Annotated in this window: 11 protein-coding genes and 2 riboswitches; of the genes, 2 read left to right on the top strand and 9 right to left on the bottom strand. The window is 39.9% G+C overall.

Translation table 11 applies throughout. The features are described 5' to 3' along the window. Positions 1 to 6 precede the first annotated feature (6 nt). The 3 genes from HMPREF1532_RS09520 to HMPREF1532_RS09530 form a co-directional block, all read right to left on the bottom strand. Entirely contained in the window at positions 7 to 1,878 is a 1,872-nt protein-coding gene (locus tag HMPREF1532_RS09520; RefSeq protein WP_005928270.1) for a DNA topoisomerase IV subunit B, read from the bottom strand. A 118-nt stretch (positions 1,879 to 1,996) separates the two neighbouring features. Continuing rightward, complete coding sequence (locus HMPREF1532_RS09525) at positions 1,997 to 3,133, bottom strand: hypothetical protein (protein WP_005928273.1); 1,137 nt, start codon at positions 3,131 to 3,133, stop codon at positions 1,997 to 1,999. 150 nt (positions 3,134 to 3,283) lie between these two features. Beyond that, positions 3,284 to 4,972 (bottom strand): putative transporter, encoded by a 1,689-nt coding sequence (locus tag HMPREF1532_RS09530; RefSeq protein WP_005928276.1) that lies wholly within the window; start codon positions 4,970 to 4,972, stop codon positions 3,284 to 3,286. Positions 4,973 to 5,124: 152 nt separating this feature from the next. Then, positions 5,125 to 5,330, bottom strand: a riboswitch (cobalamin riboswitch). Positions 5,331 to 5,421: 91 nt separating this feature from the next. Further along, a riboswitch (cobalamin riboswitch) is annotated at positions 5,422 to 5,641 on the top strand. Between the two features lie 125 nt (positions 5,642 to 5,766). Here HMPREF1532_RS09530 and nrdD point away from each other — a divergent pair. Beyond that, positions 5,767 to 7,860, top strand: coding sequence for an anaerobic ribonucleoside-triphosphate reductase (gene nrdD / locus HMPREF1532_RS09535; RefSeq protein WP_005928279.1), 2,094 nt, complete (start codon positions 5,767 to 5,769; stop codon positions 7,858 to 7,860). Beyond that, positions 7,844 to 8,326: a radical SAM family protein gene (locus HMPREF1532_RS09540; RefSeq protein WP_005928282.1), complete on the top strand. Its 483-nt coding sequence runs from the start codon at positions 7,844 to 7,846 to the stop codon at positions 8,324 to 8,326. The genes nrdD and HMPREF1532_RS09540 overlap by 17 nt, the downstream gene beginning before the upstream one ends. Positions 8,327 to 8,536: 210 nt before the next feature. Here HMPREF1532_RS09540 and HMPREF1532_RS09545 read toward each other — a convergent pair whose 3' ends face one another. The 6 genes from HMPREF1532_RS09545 to HMPREF1532_RS09570 form a co-directional block, all read right to left on the bottom strand. Continuing rightward, on the bottom strand, positions 8,537 to 8,965 hold the full coding sequence (locus HMPREF1532_RS09545) for a hypothetical protein (protein WP_005928285.1): 429 nt from the start codon (positions 8,963 to 8,965) through the stop codon (positions 8,537 to 8,539). A gap of 268 nt (positions 8,966 to 9,233) precedes the next feature. Then, on the bottom strand, positions 9,234 to 12,995 hold the full coding sequence (locus tag HMPREF1532_RS09550; protein WP_005928288.1) for a LamG-like jellyroll fold domain-containing protein: 3,762 nt from the start codon (positions 12,993 to 12,995) through the stop codon (positions 9,234 to 9,236). A gap of 119 nt (positions 12,996 to 13,114) precedes the next feature. Next, complete coding sequence (locus HMPREF1532_RS09555) at positions 13,115 to 15,058, bottom strand: hypothetical protein (RefSeq protein WP_005928291.1); 1,944 nt, start codon at positions 15,056 to 15,058, stop codon at positions 13,115 to 13,117. A 12-nt stretch (positions 15,059 to 15,070) separates the two neighbouring features. After that, a complete protein-coding gene (locus HMPREF1532_RS09560; RefSeq protein ID WP_005928293.1) occupies positions 15,071 to 16,825 on the bottom strand; it encodes a SusD/RagB family nutrient-binding outer membrane lipoprotein in 1,755 nt (584 codons plus the stop codon). Between the two features lie 32 nt (positions 16,826 to 16,857). Next, positions 16,858 to 20,328: a SusC/RagA family TonB-linked outer membrane protein gene (locus HMPREF1532_RS09565; RefSeq protein WP_005928296.1), complete on the bottom strand. Its 3,471-nt coding sequence runs from the start codon at positions 20,326 to 20,328 to the stop codon at positions 16,858 to 16,860. A 581-nt stretch (positions 20,329 to 20,909) separates the two neighbouring features. Beyond that, on the bottom strand, positions 20,910 to 24,035 hold the full coding sequence (locus HMPREF1532_RS09570) for a GH92 family glycosyl hydrolase (protein WP_005928299.1): 3,126 nt from the start codon (positions 24,033 to 24,035) through the stop codon (positions 20,910 to 20,912). Positions 24,036 to 24,050 lie beyond the last annotated feature (15 nt).

Genomic DNA, 24,050 nt, shown 5'->3' on the forward strand with positions numbered 1-24,050 from the left:
TTTGTTTTATGCTATGTCTTCTTCTATAACCAGATTGTCTATAATAAAGTTTTGCCGTTCCATGGTGTTTTTACCCATATAGAATTCGAGTAATTCTTTTACAAGATCGGTTTTACGCAATGACACTTGCTCCAGACGCATGTCTTTCCCTATAAAGTGTTTGAATTCGTCCGGGGAGATTTCTCCTAAACCTTTGAATCGGGTAATTTCCGGATTGGGGCTTAACTCCCTGATTGCTTTCTGGCGTTCTTCGTCACTGTAACAATAAAGGGTCTTTTTCTTGTTGCGTACACGGAACAGAGGTGTTTGCAGGATATAGACGTGCCCTTTTTTAATCAGGTCGGGAAAGAACTGAAGAAAGAAAGTAATAAGCAGCAAACGGATATGCATACCGTCTACATCGGCATCCGTAGCTACGATTACTTTGTTGTAGCGCAATCCTTCAATACCGTCTTCAATGTTTAATGCAGCTTGAAGCAGGTTGAATTCTTCGTTCTCGTATACCACTTTTTTGGTCAGCCCGAATGAATTTAGCGGTTTACCGCGCAGGCTGAATACTGCTTGTGTGTTGACATCGCGGCTTTTGGTAATAGAACCACTGGCAGAGTCTCCCTCGGTGATGAATATACATGAATCTTCTTCGAGTCCTTTACCTTTGGGGTCATTCAGATGAATGCGGCAATCACGGAGTTTTCGATTGTGCAAATTGGCTTTTTTAGCGCGTTCACGTGCTAATTTGGTTACACCGGCAATGGCTTTGCGCTCTTTCTCGGAGTCTTGTATCTTTTGCAGCATGATTTCTGCTACATCACCGTGTTTGTGCAAAAAGTTGTCTACTTCCTGTTTGACAAAATCGCCGACAAATTTGTTTACAGTTATGCCACCGGGTGACATATTGGTAGAACCTAATTTGATTTTTGTCTGGCTTTCGAACATCGGCTCCTCAACGTTGACGGCAATGGCAGCTACCAGCCCGTTACGAATATCGGTATAATCTTGATTTTTATTATAGAATTCTTTGATCGTACGGGCAATGTGTTCTTTGAAAGCACTTTGGTGAGTACCTCCCTGTGTCGTATGCTGTCCATTGACAAATGAATAATATTCTTCGCCATACTGTCCGGTATGTGTAAAGGCGATCTCGATGTCTTCTCCTTTCAGATGTATAATAGGGTAAAGCCCGGTAGCAGTCATGTTGTCATTCAGCAGATCGACTAATCCGTTTCGGGATAAAATTCGTTGCCCGTTATAGATTATTGCAAGGCCGGTATTGAGATAAGTATAGTTACGCAGCATCGTCTCGATAAACTCAGGACGGAAGCTGTAGTTCAGGAACAGGGTAGCATCCGGTTCGAAGAAAATATATGTTCCGCTTTCTTCTTCCGTATCCAGTGTTTCGTCTGTAAGCAGATTGCCTTTAGAAAAGGTGGCAATGCGGACTTTACCGTCGCGATAGCTACGTACTTCGAAACGGGAGCTCAATGCATTGACGGCTTTTACACCTACACCATTCAGGCCGACACTCTTTTTAAATGCTTTACTGTCATATTTACCACCGGTATTCAAGACACTGACGGCTTCTACCAGCTTTCCCTGTGGGATGCCTCGTCCGTAATCTCGTACACTGACACGCAGATTTTCTTCGACAATGATTTCTATTTTCTTACCGGCTTGCATCTTGAACTCGTCGATACTATTATCTAACACTTCTTTCAAAAGGACATAAATTCCGTCTTCGGAATGTGCACCGTCGCCAAGCTTTCCAATATACATGCCGGGACGTGTACGGACGTGTTCCATGTCGCTCAGATGGCGGATGTTGTCATCTGTGTATTCTACAGGACTGTTGTCTAAAGGTATCAGTTCGTTCTCTTCCATAAACAATAATTTTTTAATGTGCCAATATGCCAATGTGCCGATTGGCTACGCATGCAGCTACGCTATGCTAAAGCACCGTTCGGAAACTGGCACGTTGGCATATTGGCACATTGTTCCATTATTCTATCTTTTTTGTAAACGCACGACGACGTTTATGTTGCTCGGTTTTGAAGTATTCCCATTGAGCCTGGACTTTTCCGTTTTCTTCCAGCTCCGGGTTGCTTTCTGCAAATATAAAACCTAATTTTTGATAAACCGGAATTAAATCGGAAAATAACAAAGCGTTAACACCTTTATTCTGGTATTCCGGTTTCACGGCTACAAGCAGCAGATCGAGCATTTTTGCCCGTCGTTTCATGAACAGGGCTTTCAGAAGATAATACCAGCCAAAAGGTAATAAACGCCCATGTGATTTTTGCAGAGCTTCTGATAATGAGGGCATTGAAATACCTACTGCAATCAGTTTGTCATTGGCATCCGTGATAAGGGTTACCATGCGCAGGTCGACGATTGGCAGATACATTTTAACGTACTGGTTTATTTGGCGTTGCGACAGTGGGGAATAACCGTACAACGGACTGTAGGCTTCATTCATTAACTCAAAAATGGCCTGTCCATAGTCTGCGGCAATCTTTTTGGCGGAGGTATATTTCTTTATTTTGAGATTATATTTCCGTTGGATGAGATCGGAGATACGTTTATGTTTTTCCGGTATAGCGTCCGGTATGTAGATTTTATATTCTACCCAGTCAACATCTTTTTCGTATCCCAACTTCTCCATGTGTTGGGGATAATAAGGATAGTTGTAGATTGTCGCCATGGTGCTGAGCTGGTCAAATCCTTCTATCAGCATACCTTCTGCATCGAAGTCGGTAAATCCCAATGGGCCTTGGATGTCTGTCATGCCTTTGGCTTTGCCCCATTCTTCTACGGCTTTCAGCAATGCAGAGGATACTTCTATGTCATCGATGAAATCTATCCAGCCGAAACGTACATCTTTTTTATTCCATTTCTCATTGGCTTTATGGTTGATAATGGCTGCTACACGGCCTACCAGTTCATCATTTTTATAAGCCAGAAAGTATTCGGCCTCACAAAATTCAAACGCAGCGTTTTTCTTTTTGTTGAACGTATTAAGCATATCGTCATAAAGATCGGGAACGGAATAAGGGTTACCCTTATACATCTTGAAATTGAAACGAATAAACTTTTTTAGTTCTTTTCTTCCAGATACTTTTTTGATTGTAATAGCCATAATTTGTATTTATTTGAGTTTGCAAAGATACGTGATAATCTTTAAATTACAACGGGGAAGTGGCAAAAACTACTGTAATCGCCATTCCCCGTTTTGTGTAAATACAAAGTGGTATCTTTTATGATTTGAAAGGTATGTATAATGTTGTATTTATGATAATGAAAGTATCAGTAGCTGTGCCGTAAGCACGCGCAGAAACATGGCCAACGGATATACGGTAGCATAGCCTACGGCGGGAGCGTCGCAAGAAGTCAGGTCATTCGAGTAGGCAAGAGCGGGTGGATTGGTATTGGCTCCGGACAATACTCCGATGAGTGTATAGTAATTCAATTTACAGCCATAACGTCCGATAAGCCCCGTTATTAATAATGGGATAACAGTGATGATGGCCCCATAACCGATCCAAACATAACCTCCTTCGTTCACAACAGTTTCTATGAATCCCTTACCGGCTCCTAATCCTACACAGGCAAGAAAGAGTGAAATGCCTATTTCTCTAACCATCAGATTGGCACTCATGGTGGTATAAGTAATCATTTTGTATTGTGGGCCGAAACGGCTGATAAGGATCGATACGATGAGCGGGCCTCCCGCAAGTCCCAGCTTGACCGGTTGAGGAATGCCCGGAAACATAAATGGAATACTTCCTAAGATACATCCCAAAGCGATACCTATAAATATCGGAATAAGATTGGGATGGTTCAGTCGTTTCATTGAGTTTCCCAAGACCTTCTCGGCATGTCCTACAGCCAGTTCGCTACCGACTACTGTTACACGGTCGCCCATCTGCAATTGCAGGCTCGGAGCGGCTACAAGGTCTACTCCCGAACGATTGATGCGGGTGATATTTGCGCCGAAATTATTTCGTATTTTCAGTTGCGACAGCGTTTTTCCATTCAGTTCGGGTTTGGTAATCAGGATACGTCTTGAAATCAGATTCTTACTAACCTGTTCCCATTCTACCTCCACTTGTTTACCGAAGAAGACCGTGATAGCCTCAATATCTATCGGATTGGAGATAATTAAAATCTCATCATCCAAATGCAGGATAGTACCCGAGTTAACCAATTCCGTCTCTTTGTTTCCTTCATGATAACGTATACGCGAAATAACAAAATTCCGGTTTACCAACGGGCGTATATCTTTAATTGCCTTTCCGTTTATCGCTTCATTTTTTATAACTAAGGTGACGGGACGTACAGTCAGTTCTTGTAAGTGTCCTAATCCTTTTTCCGCATCGGCCTCTTCTTTGGTCGTATTGATATTTAAAATATACTTCAAGGCAAGTAATGAAAGGATAGCACCCACCACTCCGAGTGGATAGGCTACGGCGTATCCCATTGCTATCTCAGGCGCATCGATACCGTTCAGGTCACTGTTGGCCTGTTGGGCAGCACCCAATCCCGGGGTATTGGTGACGGCACCGGAAAGAATTCCGACCATTGTTGTGATGGGAACGCCTGTGGCGAAGTGTAGGATGATGGTAATAACAACACTCAGAAAGATAGTTGTCATGGCGAGCATGTTCAGTGTAAATCCTCCCTTTTTAAAAGCGGAAAAGAAACCAGGCCCTACCTGTAAACCGATGGAGTAGACAAATAATATCAATCCGAATTCCTTTAGGAAGTGTAGCAGATGTTCGTCTAAACTCAGGTTGAAATGCCCGAATACGATACCGACGAAAAGTATCCATGTGACACCCAATGAAATTCCGGCTATCTTTATTTTAGCCAGTATGATACCGAAGGCAATAACCAACGATAAAATAAGTACGGAGTGTGCCACTCCACCACCCCAAAGATTGGGGTATCCTTCGAAAAGGTTTCTGAGAAGTTCCATAATATAATAAATTTGTCTTTAATGTATCAACCACAGAACCTCGATTAATTGTATCACAACATAGACATACCCATATTTACAGGTATCTCTTTCGCAGGTTCTTTCATTGGATTCATCTTCTTTCACACTGCTTTCCTAATCCCACGAGTAAAAACAGCCTTTGATGAATGGCAGGTCTTCTGACTGACTCCTTATCTTGAAGCCTTCCCGGTTCTATAAAAAGAACCAGTGGCAAAGGTCTGTTTTCAAGATATTAGCAGAGTTTCACAGCAGCGGGACTGTCCGGGATTTTCACCCGATTCCCTTTTAATCCGAATAGTCGAAATGTCTATCCGCAACCAATTCGGGGCAAAGATAGTCGATTTTATAATTCGATGGAGAAGAAACGAAGAAAAAAGATACGGCTGAATATTTTTTCCTTTTCAAGTTGAATTCTTGATTTAATTTCTAACTTTGTCAGCAATATCGGTTTCTGAAGTAGCTTCAATGCGAACCGGAATTAAAAGGGAATCCTGTGAAAATCAGGGACTATCCCCGTAGCTGTAAGTTTTATCTCTTGCATTTGAAAGAGAAATGTTACAACAATCTTTGCCACTGGTTATTTTATAGAATCGGGAAGGCGTTGTAATAAAAACAAGTCAGAAGACCTGCCGGTTTCATTACCTCATTCAAGGCTTTCGGGTGAAAGGCGATGGAGTGGATTCTACCGATTTCATTTTATTACTGACCTCCGTGAATTGTCGTATTTGAATAGCTTTATGATGAATTTATTTGTTAAATCTTAATTTATAAGTATGATTAGTTCGGAGATATTCATTATCAAAAGAGATGGGAAAAGAGAAGTGTTTTCTCTTGATAAGATTAAAAATGCGATTGCCAAAGCTTTTTTGTCAGTAGGGAGTTTTGCTACACAGGATGTCATTACCAATGTATTGAGCCGTGTCAGTGTCAGTGATGGAACCAGTGTGGAAGAAATCCAGAATCAGGTGGAAGTAGCTCTGATGGCAGAGCATTATTACAGTGTTGCAAAAGCATATATGCTGTATCGTCAGAAGCATTTGGAAGACCGTGAAGTCAGAGACAAGCTTAGATTCTTGCTTGATTATTGTGACGCTTCCAATCCTGCTACCGGCAGTAAATATGATGCAAATGCAAATGTGGAGAACAAGAACATCGCTACTTTGATAGGTGAATTGCCAAAATCGAATTTTATTCGTCTGAACCGCCGGTTATTGACGGATCGTTTGAAAGATTTGTATGGTAAAGAAGTCTCCGACCGCTATCTTGAACTTTTGAATCATCATTTTATTTATAAGAATGATGAGACTAATCTCGCCAATTACTGTGCAAGTATCACCATGTATCCCTGGTTGATAAACGGCACTGTGGGTGTGGGAGGCAATTCGACGGCTCCGACTAATCTGAAATCTTTCTGTGGAGGATTTGTCAACATGGTATTCATTGTATCCAGTATGCTGAGCGGTGCATGTGCTACTCCGGAGTTTTTAATGTACATGAATTATTTTGTAGGCTTGGAGTATGGACAGGATTACTATAAACACGCTGACAAGGTTGTTGATTTGTCTGTTAAGCGAAGAACGATCGATAAGATTATAACGGATTGTTTTGAACAGATAGTGTATTCTATTAATCAACCTACGGGTGCACGGAATTTTCAGGCGGTATTTTGGAATGTAGCCTATTATGACAAGTACTATTTCAATAGTCTTTTCGAGCATTTTGTTTTTCCCGATGGAAGTAAACCCGATTGGGATTCTTTGAGTTGGTTGCAAAAGCGCTTTATGAGGTGGTTTAATAAGGAACGCACACGGACCGTTTTGACGTTTCCTGTCGAAACAATGGCATTGCTGACCAAAGATGGCGACGTATTAGATAAAGAATATGGAGATTTCACTGCCGAAATGTATGCCGGAGGGCACTCTTTCTTTACCTATATGAGTGATAATGCCGATTCCCTAAGTAGCTGTTGCCGTTTGCGTAATGAAATACAAGATAATGGTTTCAGTTATACGTTAGGTGCCGGCGGGGTTTCTACCGGTTCGAAGAGTGTATTGACTATTAATCTGAATCGTTGTATCCAGCATGCAGTGAAGTCGGGTATGCTTTATCCTTTCTTTTTGGAAGAGGTCGTCGATTTGGTTCACAAAGTACAACTGGCTTACAATGAGAATCTGAAACAGTTGCAGGCAAAAGGTATGTTACCTTTGTTTGATGCCGGTTATATCAATATGAGTCGTCAATATTTGACTATCGGTGTCAACGGTTTGGTTGAAGCAGCTCAGTTTATGGGAATCGAAATCAATGATAATCCCAAATATGAAGCATTTGTGCAGGAGATTTTGGGTATGATAGAAAAATATAATAAGAAGTATCGTACAAAGGAAGTTTTGTTTAACTGTGAAATGATCCCTGCCGAAAATGTAGGCGTGAAGCATGCCAAGTGGGATAAGGAGGCCGGTTTCCAAACTTTCCGTGAATGCTATAACAGTTATTTCTATATCGTGGAAGATGAGTCATTGAATATTGTCGACAGGTTTCGTCTTCACGGGCATCGCTATATCGAGCATCTTACCGGTGGCTCTGCTTTACATATGAATTTGGAGGAGCATCTTAGCAAAGAACAATATCGGCAATTGTTACGGGTAGCTGCTATAGAAGGTTGTAATTACTTCACATTCAATATTCCGAATACTATTTGCAATAAGTGTAAGCATATCGATAAGAGATATCTGCACGAATGTCCTGAATGTCATAGCGAGGACGTAGATTATCTGACTCGTGTTATCGGTTACATGAAACGTGTCAGCAATTTTTCACAAGCCCGGCAGAAGGAGGCTGCTCAAAGATATTATGCTCCGGTACGCTGATTATGATATTGTTTTTCAAGAGATACCGGGTGAGGTTACTTTGGCTATCAATCTTTCTAATTGTCCGAACAGGTGTAAGGGGTGTCATAGTCCTTATCTGATGGATGACATAGGTGAATTCCTAACTGAAGAAAGTCTTTCATGGCTTTTGCAGAAATATGGTAAAGCTGTGACTTGTGTCTGTTTTATGGGTGGGGATGCTTATCCGTTAGAAGTAGAGCGATTGGCACAGTTTCTCTGTTGCCGTCAGTCCATAGCTCCGGTGAAAGTGGGTTGGTATTCCGGAAAGTCGGAGTTACCTACCGACTTTAATATGAGTTATTTCGAATATATAAAGTTGGGACCTTACGTGGAAGCGTTGGGTGGATTGAAATCTGCAAAAACAAATCAGCGTTTGTATCGTATTGTCAATGGGAAAATGGAGGATATTACTTATCGGTTTTTGTCAAATCAATTGTTTGTTTGAAGGGATTTCCATGATCACTTTTTATATTCTATGATAGGAATACCTGGATATTTTCATGTATGAAAAAATCACCCTTACTACAATTGAACTGCACCCCAAAAGTTGGACATAAAACTTTAGGAGTGCAGTTTAAACATGGTTAGAGTGAGGGTGATCTCATAATTATTAAGACTTTTTGAACTGCTATTTATCTAAATAATTTTTTGATAATCAGTAGTGTCCTTTGAAATATGCTTTTAAAGGGAAATGGCTGCTGGGGGTACATTCTACGATTAATATTGGATCTGTTTCATCTTCTGGAATTGTTAATGAAATTACATTAGTATTACCTGTGCCATTTTTGTAGCCCCAAATTGAAAGTACGCCACCTGGATATACATCTATTTCTGATGTGCGTTCAATGAAATTCTGCCCTGCCAGCAACAGTATGCCCTGATCATAATCCGTGCACAATAGTTTTCCATCTAATGCTATACTCACCATTCCATCCCAACCAGGATTAGAAACTTGGATTTTCATGTCTTTAATGACTCTGTTTTCCGAAGTAAGGTTTTGCTTCCCATTTTCGTTTAATTGCGCCCATACATTAGATGTACATAAAAAGACGAAAAGTAATAACACAATTTTTGTAATTTTCATAAACGTAAAATTTAAAGGATAATATAATGATTTTTGTATTAAAATATTTAAAGACCTAATGGTACTAATTAGCAGTCTATTGAATTTTAGATCGACTAATGGAAAGTAATTCGATTACTATATATTAAGAAATAATGTGTTTAGAAGGAAAGAGCCCAGTATTATACCAGGCTCTTATGCAAGTTATAAATATTAACTTGTCCAATTTGTTAGAAACGTTTTAGTTTCTTTTGGTTATAATATATACTTTATACCTATTTCTAACAGATCATTTCTTAAGAACTTTTATTGTACGAACCTCTTTGCCGTCTTTTATTACTTTCACTAAGTAAATGCCATTAGTTCCAAGGGTAATACGCATATTTTGACCGGCATAAAGAGTTTCTGTTTTTTGAGCAGCAAGCATACCGGATACTGTGTATACAGAAACTTGGTAGTTACCGTCTTCTGCAAATTCTACAAAGAGAATGTCTTCTACAGTATAAGTACGTAATTCTCCAGTTACGTTTGTATCTTCAATACCTACAGGATCATAGATTGTGAATACAGGGTATTCTTTAGAATCTGAGCCTAATGTATTTGCGAGTGTTAAAGTAACAGTACGGTCATCAGGTTTAGCATAGGACAGTTTTGCGCTACCAGCAGTGGCATTGCCAGTAGCTTCACTGATTACGGCACGTTTGGCAGTCCATGTAGGCAGTGTCTCAATTTTATAAGCAGATCCGGCAATGAACGGAGTACCGGAGATATAAAGGGGTTGTTGAGGGGTTTGAGTTCCAGAACCTTCATTTACTCCTGCTACAATTTTGAAAGCACAAGCTTGTGCTTCTGTCTTAGTACCTTTAGCTGTAAAATAATGACTGTCATTAGCATCTGTATCAAAATCCCAGTAAGCTAATATATTAGCTGGAAGATTATTTGCATCAAGACCTGCCTTTGATGTCTGTACATCTGCTTCGGTCATAGCTCCATCCCAAATTTGCAACTCATCTATTATACCATTGTTGAAAGTAGCTCCTTCACCACGACCTCCACCGAAACCAAACCAGTAGTCAGACGGGAGGGCAAAGCGTATAGAACACCAATCTTCTGTTGTTCCGCTTGTACGGCCAAATATCCATGTTGATTTCTGAAGAGTGCCGTTAACATAGAATTTAGAACGGAACTGACCATTTTCGTTGTATTCAAATACCAATGCAACGTGATTCCAGGAATTAGGTACAATAACAGTTTCCGGGAAAGTGTATTTAAGTTCATCAGAACCACCTGCAGTAGCACTACGGAATGTATAAGAATCTAATTTACCTTTAGAATCAACATTAGACCAGAACCAACCCCAGTTATTTACAGGCCAAGTACTGGCACGATTTTCAATACTGAAGAATGCCGTACTACCGGGCAATGAATTAAATAGTACCCATGTAGAAACAGAGAATGATTTATAAGAAGCAATGTCTAAAGGTGCGACTTTACCACCTACCCAGCCTTCGTCTATTTCAACACCGCGTGATGCAGCGCCATCTGCTTCTCTACCTGTATAGCCTAAAGTCAACTCTTTTCCTATTTCAATTTTAATAGGTGATGCTCCCTCTTGCACTGTTTCTCCGTCGATTGTCAAAGTCTTGATTTGGGGCAAAGCGCCTGATCCCCAACTTGTAATCTGTACATAAGAATTGAAGCGGCGAGTAGTATCGGATTCAGTAATTTCGAGATCATAAGCACCAACCTCTTTGATACCTTCCGTTACAGAGAATTTTACAGTATTGTTCGCCTCTTTAACTACTTCACCCTCGGCATTGTAAAGTTTCCAACCAGCCGGATTGTGACGCGGATCTACGTAAGAAATTTCAAAATCTTCTTCCGGTTTAATTGTTGTCTTATCAATCTGGACATCATTAATAGTAAAATAATCACCAAAACCATCTATGTAATTGCTCCATTTAATATCAGAATCAGAGTTGGTATCCACTGAAACTGCAGCAACACCAAGACGTATCCGTTGTGCTTTATCTGCATCAACAGGAATAGAATAGTACATACCTGCCCAAGAAGTAGTGATACCCATAAATATAGGATCTCCACCTTCTTGTTGTGCATAAAGTTTAAACATGGAAGCGTTCACATCAAGATTGTAAACAGGAGTTCCTGCTTCCTTATTATTAGGCATATTAAAAATTACCTTGGCATCAACACCTTTATAATGATTACCAAGAGTTTTTGCTACAGTAATTTCAGGAGCTGAAGGAGTAGAAGTCGTACCACGGGTAATAGAAAATTCTCCAAGATAAAGATCAAGATCTTGGGTATTCATAAAGTGCAGACCAATCATTGCAATCTCTTTATTGCTAAGTGTGGTGAGAAGCCCGCTGACTTTGAACGTTTTTTCAATCCAAACCTCATCATCTGCGACTTCTGAAGTTGTTACTACTTTAAGGTTGCTCTCACGCAAAATTACTGTTTCATTACCTTTGGCAGACAAAATAAGATTTATATCAGACTTACCTTTCACTAATTTATAACGAACTGTAATCACATCATTCGTTTTCAAAGCGAAATCTGTTTTGAAAAGATGTAAATATTCATCAGCTGTCGTACCGAAAATACGAAGACAAGAACCGCCTACATAAGCATCATCCCACGTAAATTGAGCATCTAACCCATTAGGCAGTACATCAGTTGCTTTTTTACCCATGAACGAGGAAGCAAACCAATAACGCCATGTAGGAAGATAATCTTGTACACCTATATTATACCATTCGTTGTTGTTTTGACGTTTACCTTTCCAATTGAAGAAACGGCCGTTACCTAAATTAAAGAATGTTATAAAGGGCTCTTCGGAAAGATCCCAGCTCAAAGAACTGCGTGCGGACATATATGCTGACATACCAAACCACTTTTCATCAGGGAAATGACTACCGGCATTATAGATATCGATTGATTTTGCAGGGTTACGATTTCCGTTAGTAAAGAACATCTCAAGAACATTCTGATAGGTTGTCTGTTTGGCTATATCCGAACTGCCCTGTTTTGCGCGTCCGGCCCAAAGCATATTACGTTCATGTGCACCCCACAAGCCGATAGACATCGGATAATCAGCAAGGGTAGTCCATGTGGAAGGATCTCCTCCTTGCATATTAAAACCAGCATAAATATCCAATGGATTACGCCCGGGAGCAACATTCTGGAGATTAGAGAGAGAATTTAACACATTTGAACGATGCCAGTTGTAATTAAAGAAGAGTGAGGTACGTATATGCTCGCCGTTTCCGAATGTTTCTTTATTATGGCTACCAATACCACCATCAAAGGAGATACCACCGTTATCGTTTGTTCCGTCATACCAGAAGTTTTCTGCCAAATTATTTCCCTGTTCAACAAGATATTTATGAATAAATTCATGTTGAGTGCGAAGAGCGGGCAGATCAGCGCTCATGCCGTAAAACTCAGCATTATAACCTAAGCCGTCTACTCCATGATAATGAAGGAATTTAGCCAATTTTTCATTGTCAAGAGCTACTTGTTCATGCAAAGCTTGTCCCCAAGCTCCATCATTAGCGTTAATACTTGCATTAGGAATGGAAGCAACACCAGACACCCCTACACCATTTTTATGGGCAACATCTGCAAAACCGCCGGGAACCCAACCATGTGGTGAAGTCCAGTCCCCATAATGGGTTACATAAGACCATGTACTAAATACTTCGCCATCGAACACGCCATTAGGACGTGCATTCGGGCTACCTCCTGCAGCATTACCTACGGGAACCCAAAAAACAAGTTTTTTGTCATTTGCCTCATTTAATGTCTCATTAATTTGAGTTGCAGCATTACGGAAACGCTCTTTTGGTTTCACACGAGAGATGTAAAAATTCTCATCTTCAAACAAAGGAGTACCTGGGGTCCATTCAGTCACATAACCGGGCAGACCTCCACTATTAGGCCATACCATGTAGTCTTCTTTCAATTCTTGTGCATTAGCAGAAAGAGAAAGAACTGCAATTCCGGAAAGTAAAAGTAAATTTCTTTTCATGGAATGTGTTTTTAAAGTTAAAAAATTAATTTATATAATTCACAAATTGTTTGTTAGTGATTAACATCTTATGAGACAAGAAGCTTGAAGCTGAAAGCTTCAAACCCCTTGTCGATATTTTATTGAAGCCCCACTACGTTATCTGCTTTAAGCGTAAACGTTTTGTCACTGGTTACTGAAACGATAAGATCAAACGAGATCAACACATTACCATCGTTATCAGAAGCAAGAGTCACATATCCTGAGGTTACAGGTGCCTCTGCTTCATCAATATTTACACTTGCCGGATAGCTACTGACCTGATAGGTACCGTCATAACTACCACCGGAATATGCACCAGTTAATGTAATGGTAAGTTTTTGTCCAGATATTAGAGCGACATACACTAAAAGGTCCCTTTCGTTTTCGGCAGGTATTACAATAGTATTATCATAGTCTGTATTAGAGGAAGTATACGTCTGATCCGCCGGTAAATCAATTACCTTAACAGAAACGTCATCGGAACGAACATTGGCCACTTCTGCTATAATTGTGGCTGTTCCTGATGTTACAGCAGTAATTATACCTTTGGTATTATCTTTGTCTACTTGTGCAGCTTTCAGTATTGATGTATCAGATGATATCCATTTTACCTCATAAGGATTCGGACCGTCTGAAGTTGTCCTTGCATCGACTCCCCACTGAACAGATTGGCCGGCAAACAAAACACGTTGATTTCCTTTTTCCCACAACACACTTTTTATACCTTCGGTAATTGTTACCGGTACTTCAAGTTGTTTGCCATTAGATGTCAATATAAGTTTGGTTTCACCAATTTCCAAACCTTTAAGAATTATCAGATTACCATCATATTCACCAACTTCTATAATATTGGGATTTTCTGCTACAACTACCGGTTTGTGGTAAGCATAAGAGGCGATTGGTTCCACTCCCGTTGTGAACATGATAAAATCACCTACAGGCATCTTTATAGACTCATGACTCACTGTTATTTTGTCTACAGGATAACGGTTCTTATAATCCTGAACACTGAAAGTTGCCACAAGAACAGTATCCGAAGTAATACAATGAAATTCCGCCTCTCCTTCTTCAATACCCGCACGTACAGTTAATACGGCATCAAATCCTTGATTCTCTACAAACTCCTCATATTTTTCAGAAATGACGACTGCGCTACCGGATATTGCTTCCCAATGATATGAACTATAAGCTGCTTCAATGTCTTCAAGAGCACCGCTCTCTGTATTGATAGCAACACGTATAGTCATTTCTGAGTTTATGTCCATACTTGATTCATTTGTATAAGCAAACCATTGCGGCAAAACACTTCTATCTGGTCTGGTACCTAAATACGGCATCTCGGCAAATTTTTCACCATAGAAAGTAGCCAGAAGTTTCGGTGCCGATACTACAGTACAACTTGCAGTTTTGGCAGAGGACCCATCACCTATGGAAACAGTTATCTTTCCTTCTCCAGCGGCGCGTGGCGCAGAATAGTGTACAGCTACCAACCCTTTATCTTTATATACAGTCATCGGAATTCTAAATGGTTCAAGTCCTTCAATTGTATACTGAGGCTCAAAATCCTCAAGGAGTTCTTTAGGAGAAACAGCAAATAATACAGAATCATGGGTGATGTTATAACTATGTTTAGAAGAAATTATAGCCCCACTTTCGTCTATAGGAGTAATACCTTCCGGAAGATTTGTTGTGACGGTAACATTAGTCAGGGCATACTTACCATTCACAAGCTCTGCCTTTAGTTTTGTCTCTTTTCCTTGTGCACCTGTTACACAGACAATCGCCGTATCGCCCAACACCTTTGCCACATCTTCGTCCAATACCGTCCAAGTAATAGGTGTTTCTATACGATTACCACTCAAATTAGTAACTACAGCCGAGATTTTTATTGTATCGCCCACTCTCAAAGTGATATCCATAGGATTAAGGGTAATATATACCTCAGACGCACCATCCAGCGTTTCATCTTCATTACATCCGACAAAAACACCCATACATAAGATGGCTATCAAAAAGAATATTATGTTTCTATATAGTTTCATCTTAAAAAATTATTAAAAGTTTACCGGAATTACCAAATTATATTTATTATCTGGACTTTTTTCACCACGCTGTTCGGTAGGTACATCCCAAAATACTCGCGTACTACCCTGATTGGGTGCTCCAAGAGCCTCTTCAAGTGAAGCTATCTCAAGCGTATTATTGGTTGTTTTTACCAAAGGTATTCGGCGAAGCTGAAGTTCCAAATCAACATCTTCCATGTCACCGTTAAGATAAACAGGGAATAAACGCGGATACCCTGTACGACGGAATGTAGTCCATGCTTCCCCGCTCATCGGGAAATTAGCGATGTACTTTTGAGTGATAATTTTTTCCAGTTTCAACTCATCAGTATCTGCTTCATTCCACTTCACATCCACTTTTACACGACCTTTGATGTTATGAATTCCGTTAAACGGATCTGTATAGTCTACATCTTTTACCTCTGTCCGGTTGATATATTCGTCAATTATACTTTGATCAGTAATCCCATTTTCCTCAAAAGCCAAACGAATGCCGGATTCATAAAAGTCTTTGGCAGTTCCGCCCATCGACCAACCTCTAAGAGCACCTTCAGCACGGAGGAATAAGCACTCGACACGTTTTAAGAAAGGCTGATGCATGAATTTATATTTATCGGTTAATACCGCAAAAGGACCATACCCACTTTTTCTATCTGAAGTATTTATCTTCCTCATATCAATACCAGCACGCATACCGTATACATCAATCGGGGCCACAATACCAGAATTTTTATCTTTAATAGGACTGGGGTTTGAATCAAACCATTCTGTCAGCAATGGATTCTCAAAATGCTTAAGGATGTTTTCCAATGATGCATTCAAGCGGAGATCATTCCAAGTATTACAAATTTTCCACAAACAGCACACAGTCTCACCGGCTGGGTAGTAAGCTATATCTTTATCGTCATGTTCGGTAAGCACACCTATCTCATCAGCCACAGCTTCTTCGGCTTTTTGTTGAGCCTTGCCTGCGTCATATTTCACTATATTCATTGCCATACGAAGTTTGATGCTATTAGCAAACTTCACCCAACGCCGCCAATCGCCATAAGAAATGTTCTTACCATTGCTATCCTCTATTTTCTCTAATTCTGTTTGCGAAGGCTTCCGCTCTTTTAGGATAACAATAGCTTCATCCAAATCATTAAAAATCTTGTCATAAATATCAGCCCCTTTCTCATAAGCCAACGGCGGAATGCGTTTTACATTACGCCAATCTGTGAAAGGAGCAGCACCATAGAAGTCAACAATTTCATGACCGGCATATGCTTGGATAATCAGAGCTACAGCACGCCATTCGGGCTTTCCAAGCTCTGTAGCATGTAAAATAGCATTCACCGATTGTGTGAAAATTTGATTGCTATTTGCACCACCCAAATAGTCATTAGGATACGTATATAAAGTAGGTAACGGCCCTCCAAATGTAAAAGTACCTTTTGAAGTAGTCCAATACCCGGAATAGTTATCAATATTATTAGCACGACCATATTGATAGTCATGAGGTTCCCAATTACCACCCGGTTCATGCGAATAATTAATCATAAAAGGGATAGCACCACGAAGTTCTTTTTCAAGAACCGTAATGTCAGTAGCTCCTGCACCTTCCTCATTGGTATTATCCATCTCTTCCTGTCTGCCTATCATCCATGGGTATTCTTCCGGAAACTGATCACCGCAACTGATAAATATACCCGTTGACAATAAAGACCCGGCAATGAGAGCAATCGAACATATTATTTTCTTCATTTTCATAATTTATTAAGGAGATATGCTTTATTTTAAAAGTTAAATTTTAGAGTCAATGCATAACTACGTGTAGTAGGCAATGAATAGCAGTCGATGCCGGAAAAACCGTTAGCAGCCGATACAGAAATATCCGGATCTACCGGTGAATCTTTATAGATAAAGAATGCATTCTTTACAGAAAACTGTGCTGTCAATCCTCGATTCTTACCAAATAAGTTGTTGAAATTATAACTCAAGGAAATATCACGTACACGGAAATTGGTAGCGTTATAAACATAATCCTCCATCGGGGAAGCACCAATGGTCATGTAATAATTCTCAACGGAGACTTTGTTTCCGGAACCATCAGGAAGCTCTTTAAGAATATATTCTTTACCGTTTTGTGTAACGCGTTCACCATTTAAACGTTCTTGAGCCGAACGTTCTGAAAGGCCAAACAAATCAAGATCTGGTTCTGTTAAAGACATTACCTTACCACCTACACGTCCATCAATAAGAAAATATAAAGTAAGATTCTTCCAAGAAAGGGTGTTATTCCATCCGAGAGTGACAGGAGAAGCCGTATTGCCTACATAAGTTTTATACTCACCGGATTCCATTTGAGGCACAGCAGTTTCATAATCGTCAGCTCCACTGATTTTTATGTGTCCATTTTCATCACGGACAAAGGAATTAACATAAATATCTCCATAGCGACCTCCTTCGATATATTTAACTTTAAACGCATTGGTTCCCATTTCTACAATGTAAGGTGTCCCGCTTTCTGTTTTATAAGTTTCTAAGATTCGATTGTCGTTCCAAGCAATATTAAATCCCGTTTGCCAACGCCAATCACGACCAATATTCCAGCGATATGCCGCAGAAAACTCAAGGCCATAATTACGGATCTTACCTGTATTTACAGGCTTAGATTCCCCATTGGCTGTAGTGACATTAAGGAACTGATTACGAAGAACAGAATTATAATATGTAAGATCGAAATTAAATTTATTATCGAACATCCATACATCAACACCTGTTTCAAATGAAGTTGTAGTCTCCGGTTTCGGATCATCAAATAATGGTGGACGAGTATTTACAGTACCATTACTGAAATCATAACTTTGCCGAGCAAAAAGAGTATTAGGAATCGGATTACCTACCACAGACCAACTGCCACGCCACTTCAATTGATTGAGCCAATCTAATTTCGGTAAAAACTTATCAATAAGTATATTGATACCAGCTGAATAGTAATCAAAAGAACTGTATCCACTCCCTTGAGTAAATTGTTGAAATGATTGTGACCAATCTACGCGATAACTACCGTCAAGGTATACCCTATCGAACAACCCGATAGAAGCTGTTGCGAAAAGAGCAGTACTCCAGTCGGAATAGTTCCAACTATCATAGGCAGATGTTGCACTACCATTGGGATTAGTGGGACGACTTTTCTTGCTGTTTTGAGGAACGAATGCATTAGGTAAACCACAAGTATCAATATTGGTAGTAATGGATGTATTGCGACTATAGTGTCGAGTAAAACTGGTACCCACTGCCGCATTGATATCAATTTTATCATCAAAGCGGTCATTGTAAGAAACCATATGGTCGTTATAAATGTCACTTGTACGTGAGTCACTGGAATAATACTTGCCACCTACATAATCAAAACCTGTACGATTCATTCCGGCATATTCTTCATTTAGATTATTTTGAAGTACATAGTCGATACTGAGACGTGTTTGATATTTGATGTTTTTCCAGATTTTGGCCTCCAAAGTGATGTTACCCATCAAGCGATCGCGTTTCAACACATCGTTATACATATTAGCCACCCAATATGGATTATTTAGATATTGGTCGTACCAATACCACGTTTGTACTGGCTGTCCGACTAATTTGGGATTTCCTTTTGTCGGATTACTAACAATATCGTCTGCCATCGTACCGGCATGTTGATAATTATGTTTAAAATAGCGCATGTCAATATCTGCCGGAGTACGATATAGTGGATAAAGAGTGCTCAAAGCCTTTCCAACTACTGGAGCATTGTTTGTTTTTTGATGTATCCAATTAAGACTTGTACTGATATTAACGCGTTTGTCAAACAAAGAGAATATTTCCTTGAACATCACATTATTACGTCGGAAATCGTTATTGGGAATCTGTCCGGTTTGATATGTGTTATTGTAAGAGAAATACGTACGGGAATTTTCTGTACCGCCGCTAAGTGTTATACCGTTATTAAGTGTAACACCTAAATTAAAAAAATCTTTTACTGCATTACGAGCAGAACTCATCAGATAAGGTGCAGATGCCAGCTCATCTGCCGAACGTGTACCGATCTCAGGTCCCCATGCCGACCATTGATTATTGTCGCTAAGACCAAAAGTTTGCTGGGTTTGAGGATACATTGCCATTGTTTCAACAGAAGTACTGCTGGAAATATCCACTTTAACAGTGCCAGAAACACCCGATTTCGTTGTAATAACAATTACACCATTATTGGCAGCACTACCATAAAGCGCAGCAGCATTCGGCCCTTTAAGAATGGTCATGTTTTCAATATCTTCAGGGTTAATAGTAGATAGAAGGTCATCTCCACTACGTCCACCACCATAAGCGATACCGTCGGTTACTTGACTTCCCATACCGTCTTGCATAGGTACACCGTCAATTACAATTAACGGTTGATTGGTTCCGAGAATAGAGGTGGAACCGCGAAGCACTATTTTAGAAGCTCCACCGCCCGCACCGGTATTGTTAGGAGTAATGGTAAGACCTGCACTCTTGCCTTGAAGTGAATTAATAAAATTTGTTTCTTTAATACGAGTTACTTCATCGTTTTTGATAGTTTGTGCAGCATAAGTTAGAGTTTTGGCTTCACGGGTAATACCCATAGCTGTAACAACCACTTCGTTCAGAACTTGGGCATCTTCTTTTAGAATAATATTAAAAGAAGTGGCACCAGATATTGATAATGTTGCTTTTTGATAACCAATATAACTGAATTCGAGTATGGCATTGTCATTGGGAATTTCGATAGAGTAATTTCCATCGATATCAGTAATGGTTCCTGTGGTAGTTCCTTTTACCAATACACTTACACCAATCAGAGGTTCTCCAAATTCATCAGAGATCAAACCTTTAATGATACGTTTGTTTGATTGGGTTGTTTCATTTACCACATCAACATCTTTAGAGGAATAGAGTACCAGATAGTTGTCCTTTATAGTAAATTTTGCATTTGTGTTTTTCAGCAAGTTTTTCATGACAGAAGATAATTTCTGATAATCTACTTTCACTGATACAATTTGGTCGGGATTTACATCTTTTGTATTGTAAACAATACGCAATGAAGTTTGACGACCAATCTCATTTAAAACTTTACTTAAAGGAACATTGGAAAAATCCAAACTTATGGCTACATCATTTTGCGCTGTAGCATGCATAGAGAGTGGAACAAAAAGAAATAGGGAAAACAACAAGAGTTCGATCTTGTACTTTAGATTTTTTTTCATTTAGCATTTTTTTTATGTTAACAAAATACTGGTTACTTTAGCTGTAAATGTGCACTTTGCATCAAATACAAATTCTTTTCCATTAGCTTTTTTTGTTCATGTTCTTCATTAATTCTATATAAAACAACATATATTAATTTTAATTCTTATTTTAAGGCTATCTATTAATATTACAATTCAAGCGTAAGTCTTACTAAATAAAAAAAGTATTTTATTGTGTTTTTTTTATTTAAGCTTAATAATTCATGGATAATAGACCTTAATTAAATAAGAGGATAAGTTTCTATATTACATGAAGCTTATTTCATACCTACAAAACATCCGGATGTTTTGTACTACAACATCCCCATGTTTTCATGCAAAACATGGGGATGTTCTTGGGGTAAAACTATATACTTTGATTTAGCTTAAATATATATGGTATAAATAGAGTAGTATTGTCTCTCTTTGGTGGCTATATTACCTTACAGTAAAGCCCTCTATAAACGATTGTACGATTATAGAAGGCTTATAATCTTGATATATTCTATTGCTAACAAGAATTTACACTGTAAGCAATATATAGTTACTTATTTTTTGTTTTAATTACACGTGGGTATTCCCCAAGATGTATTAGGCTTGTCACCCATTTCCAAAATCAGTTCACCGCCTTTTAGTAATTCGGAAGCCGGAAAGAAGAATTCATTCAGTACTTTACCATTTAGCATGGCACTTTGAACATATTTATTTTTTCTGGAAACGTTCTTTGCTTCGATTGTAAATGTTTTGCCACGATTATAACGTTCTCCCAAGTCGATAATGACTTTCTCATAAAGCGGGCTGGCTATTTCGTAGATCGGATCGATGCGGCATCCGCCATCTGTCTGGAACAGACCTAAGGCGGCCATTACAAACCATGAGCTCATTTGCCCTTGGTCTTCGTCACCTAAGTAAGCATTGGCGATGCCTGTTTCATAGTACTTATCAATGATGGATCGTGACCATTTTTGCGTGAGCCAAGGCTTCTTCGCCCAATTGAACAAGAAGGCAAAATGCATAGACTGTTGATTACCCTGTACTACAGGATAGTCCCAATACTGATCGTTCGGTGCATTGTACCTCCAAGGTTCACTGGCTTCAAAGCCCCAGTTCAGACGATCGATAAAAGTTTCTTCACCGATTGTTTCTATTAATGCCGGAACATCTTGGGGGACAAAAAAACTGAGTTGCCAGGAATTACCTTCTACATAATGATGATCACGTCCGCTTTGGAAGGGATCAAAATCAGGGATAAACTGCCTTGTCGTATCGCGCATGTGTGCATATCCGTTTTGGGGATTAATGGCATTTTTCCACCAACTTCCACGGTCATTGAATATATCGTACTCGGTATATTTTCCTAATGCTTTTGCCATTTGTCCTACCGTCCAGTCATCATATGAGTATTCCATTGTATTGGAGAAACGTCCCTTTTCGATGGGTACATATTTATATTTAAGGTAAGGCAGCAAATCACGGTTACCGGCAAATCCGCCGGCAACACGGGTAGCAGGCGTAGTTTGCATTTTTTTTATCGCTTCAAATGCTTTTTCGACATCATAGTCCCGGATGCCCATTTGATACGCAGAGACTATTAATGGTATTTCGTGCTCTGCCACCATTACGGGGATATACTCCATGCCGGCGGGGCCCTTTGCCAGCCAACCGTTGGAATCGTACATGGCCAGTTGTGAATTTACCCATTTGGAGGTCCATTCGGGAGTTACCAGGTTCCAGAATAGATTGAGATTCCAAAATGAATTCCAGAATGCATCACAACCTAAGGCGACATGATCCGGGTTAGTAAACTTACGTACTTTTTCATCCGGGGACATCCACTCTCCGTTTATATCGCTCCACATATTGCGGCAAAGTGCACGGAACATATTTGTGTAGAAACGTACTTTTTCGATCCGGTCATTGGATGTGATGGTCAGACGATTCAGAATCTCGTTCCATACATCTTTCTGGTTTTGTACAACTGCATTGAAATCCCAGCCAAATTTGTCGCTTATCTCTTTTTGCAGATTTTCTGAGGCATTGGCTATGCTGACCAAAGAGATGCCAGTACGGACTTGGACTACGGGATGCTTTTTCGTATCGAATTCGACATATAATCCGGCGTCTTTTAAATTCTTTCCTGTTATCTGTTTTGAGTCCAGTACCTGATCGTTTTTCCAGCCACCGGTTTTCTTTATGGGGGCATCGAATTCAATGACGAAATTTACAACATACTCCTGATCGGCGTCACCACTCCATACCTGTGGGGAAAACTGATGGCAGAATCCTTCTATTCTGTAGTCGCTTACCTGCTTCATTTCTACTTCACGCAGATTGTAATCATACTCAGCCTGAATATGTAAATCAATCATAACCCGGCCGTCTTTATCTTTCGGGAAAGTATATTTCTGGAAACTGGCTCTTTCTGTAGCCGTCACTTCTGCAAGAATCTTTGTATCGGTAAGGAATACTTTATAGTAGCCTAAAGGGGCTTCTTCTGTCCGTTTATCAATGCGTGAACGATAGCCTTCATCGGGACAGAATTGATCGCCTACTGTTGTGAACAGTTTTCCATTGGTCGGCATCATGCCTAATCCTCCCATGGTCCACTCGTGAATATGGCTGAAGCAACCCAATGTTTCAAAAGTGGGTTGATAACCGGCCTGCCATCCCATATTCTGGTTGTCCGGGCTCAGTTTTACCATGCTGAAAGGCATCCATGGGCCGGGAGCTATCATCCATCGGGAGTGTGCAGTGCCTATTTTGGTGTCTACATAGTCCGCCAGTGTCTGTAGAGCCTGGGGGGAACGCAATACGATACCCTTTTCTATCAACTCATTGTTTACCAACACTTGATACATACTTTTCCTGTTTTTTTTAACAGCAGGCATAGGAGCTTCGAAAATAGACCGTGAGGTATCCAGTTTAGCAGCAAATATATCCGTGCCGTCCAGCTTCACTGTTAACTGCGGGGTACCGTTCAGGTGTTCCACATCAATTAAAAGCGGTTGTACTCTTTTGCCTTCCAGTTCTGTTTCATAAGCAGCAGGCGCTACATTGCGTAGAAAAGCGTATTTGTTATTATCCCCTAATGTAACACGATCCGATCCTTCCAGTAAGATTTGGTCGAATACGATCCAACCACCTTCGAGCACAGAGATAGTAACAATATTACCGCCTTCTTTCAGGTCGGCAGTAGAAAAAGGAAATTCCAGAATCTGTTCTTTGGCATTTTGTACATTGCCTTCCAGTGCCTCTTCGGAATGGCCTTTGATCTCGAATTTCTTTTCTATAGAATTAATTGTGACTTTTACCACCGAGCGATTCGGATTTGAATCTACCAGATCGATAATCAATTTGCATTGTCCGTTTTTAGGTTTTTGGGAGATATTGAACAGAATGTTTGTATCATGTGTTCTCCAACCGGAAGTCCTCCAAGTACCTCCCCAAGTATCATCCGGTCCGGGCATCACATATGGGAAATCTGTTTTATCAGAAGAAGTCCCGATCAGAAAGAACCGGTCTTCATACCCGAAATCGTTAGCTAAAAATTTCTTATAATCAGAGGGGCCTAATGCCAGTTCGGAACCGGAATTATCTCCGTTGCCAATTGTCCATATTATTTTGGCTGTGGCTGTAAAGGTGGAGAAGTAAACCGATAGAAAAAGGAATAATAGCTTTCTGCTCATAGTTGCACTTTCTTT

The sequence above is a fragment of the Bacteroides salyersiae WAL 10018 = DSM 18765 = JCM 12988 genome (assembly GCF_000381365.1).
GTDB classification, from domain to species: Bacteria; Bacteroidota; Bacteroidia; order Bacteroidales; family Bacteroidaceae; genus Bacteroides; species Bacteroides salyersiae.

What these genes read in the sequence shown, in the direction of transcription:
- HMPREF1532_RS09565 (WP_005928296.1), bottom strand. Translation starts at nt 20,328, where the DNA reads ATGAAAAAAAATCTAAAGTACAAGATCGAACTCTTGTTGTTTTCCCTA.
- HMPREF1532_RS09550 (WP_005928288.1), bottom strand. Translation starts at nt 12,995, where the DNA reads ATGAAAAGAAATTTACTTTTACTTTCCGGAATTGCAGTTCTTTCTCTT.
- HMPREF1532_RS09520 (WP_005928270.1), bottom strand. Translation starts at nt 1,878, where the DNA reads ATGGAAGAGAACGAACTGATACCTTTAGACAACAGTCCTGTAGAATAC.
- HMPREF1532_RS09540 (WP_005928282.1), top strand. Translation starts at nt 7,844, where the DNA reads ATGCTCCGGTACGCTGATTATGATATTGTTTTTCAAGAGATACCGGGT.
- HMPREF1532_RS09530 (WP_005928276.1), bottom strand. Translation starts at nt 4,972, where the DNA reads ATGGAACTTCTCAGAAACCTTTTCGAAGGATACCCCAATCTTTGGGGT.
- HMPREF1532_RS09570 (WP_005928299.1), bottom strand. Translation starts at nt 24,035, where the DNA reads ATGAGCAGAAAGCTATTATTCCTTTTTCTATCGGTTTACTTCTCCACC.
- HMPREF1532_RS09555 (WP_005928291.1), bottom strand. Translation starts at nt 15,058, where the DNA reads ATGAAACTATATAGAAACATAATATTCTTTTTGATAGCCATCTTATGT.
- nrdD (WP_005928279.1), top strand. Translation starts at nt 5,767, where the DNA reads ATGATTAGTTCGGAGATATTCATTATCAAAAGAGATGGGAAAAGAGAA.
- HMPREF1532_RS09545 (WP_005928285.1), bottom strand. Translation starts at nt 8,965, where the DNA reads ATGAAAATTACAAAAATTGTGTTATTACTTTTCGTCTTTTTATGTACA.
- HMPREF1532_RS09525 (WP_005928273.1), bottom strand. Translation starts at nt 3,133, where the DNA reads ATGGCTATTACAATCAAAAAAGTATCTGGAAGAAAAGAACTAAAAAAG.
- HMPREF1532_RS09560 (WP_005928293.1), bottom strand. Translation starts at nt 16,825, where the DNA reads ATGAAGAAAATAATATGTTCGATTGCTCTCATTGCCGGGTCTTTATTG.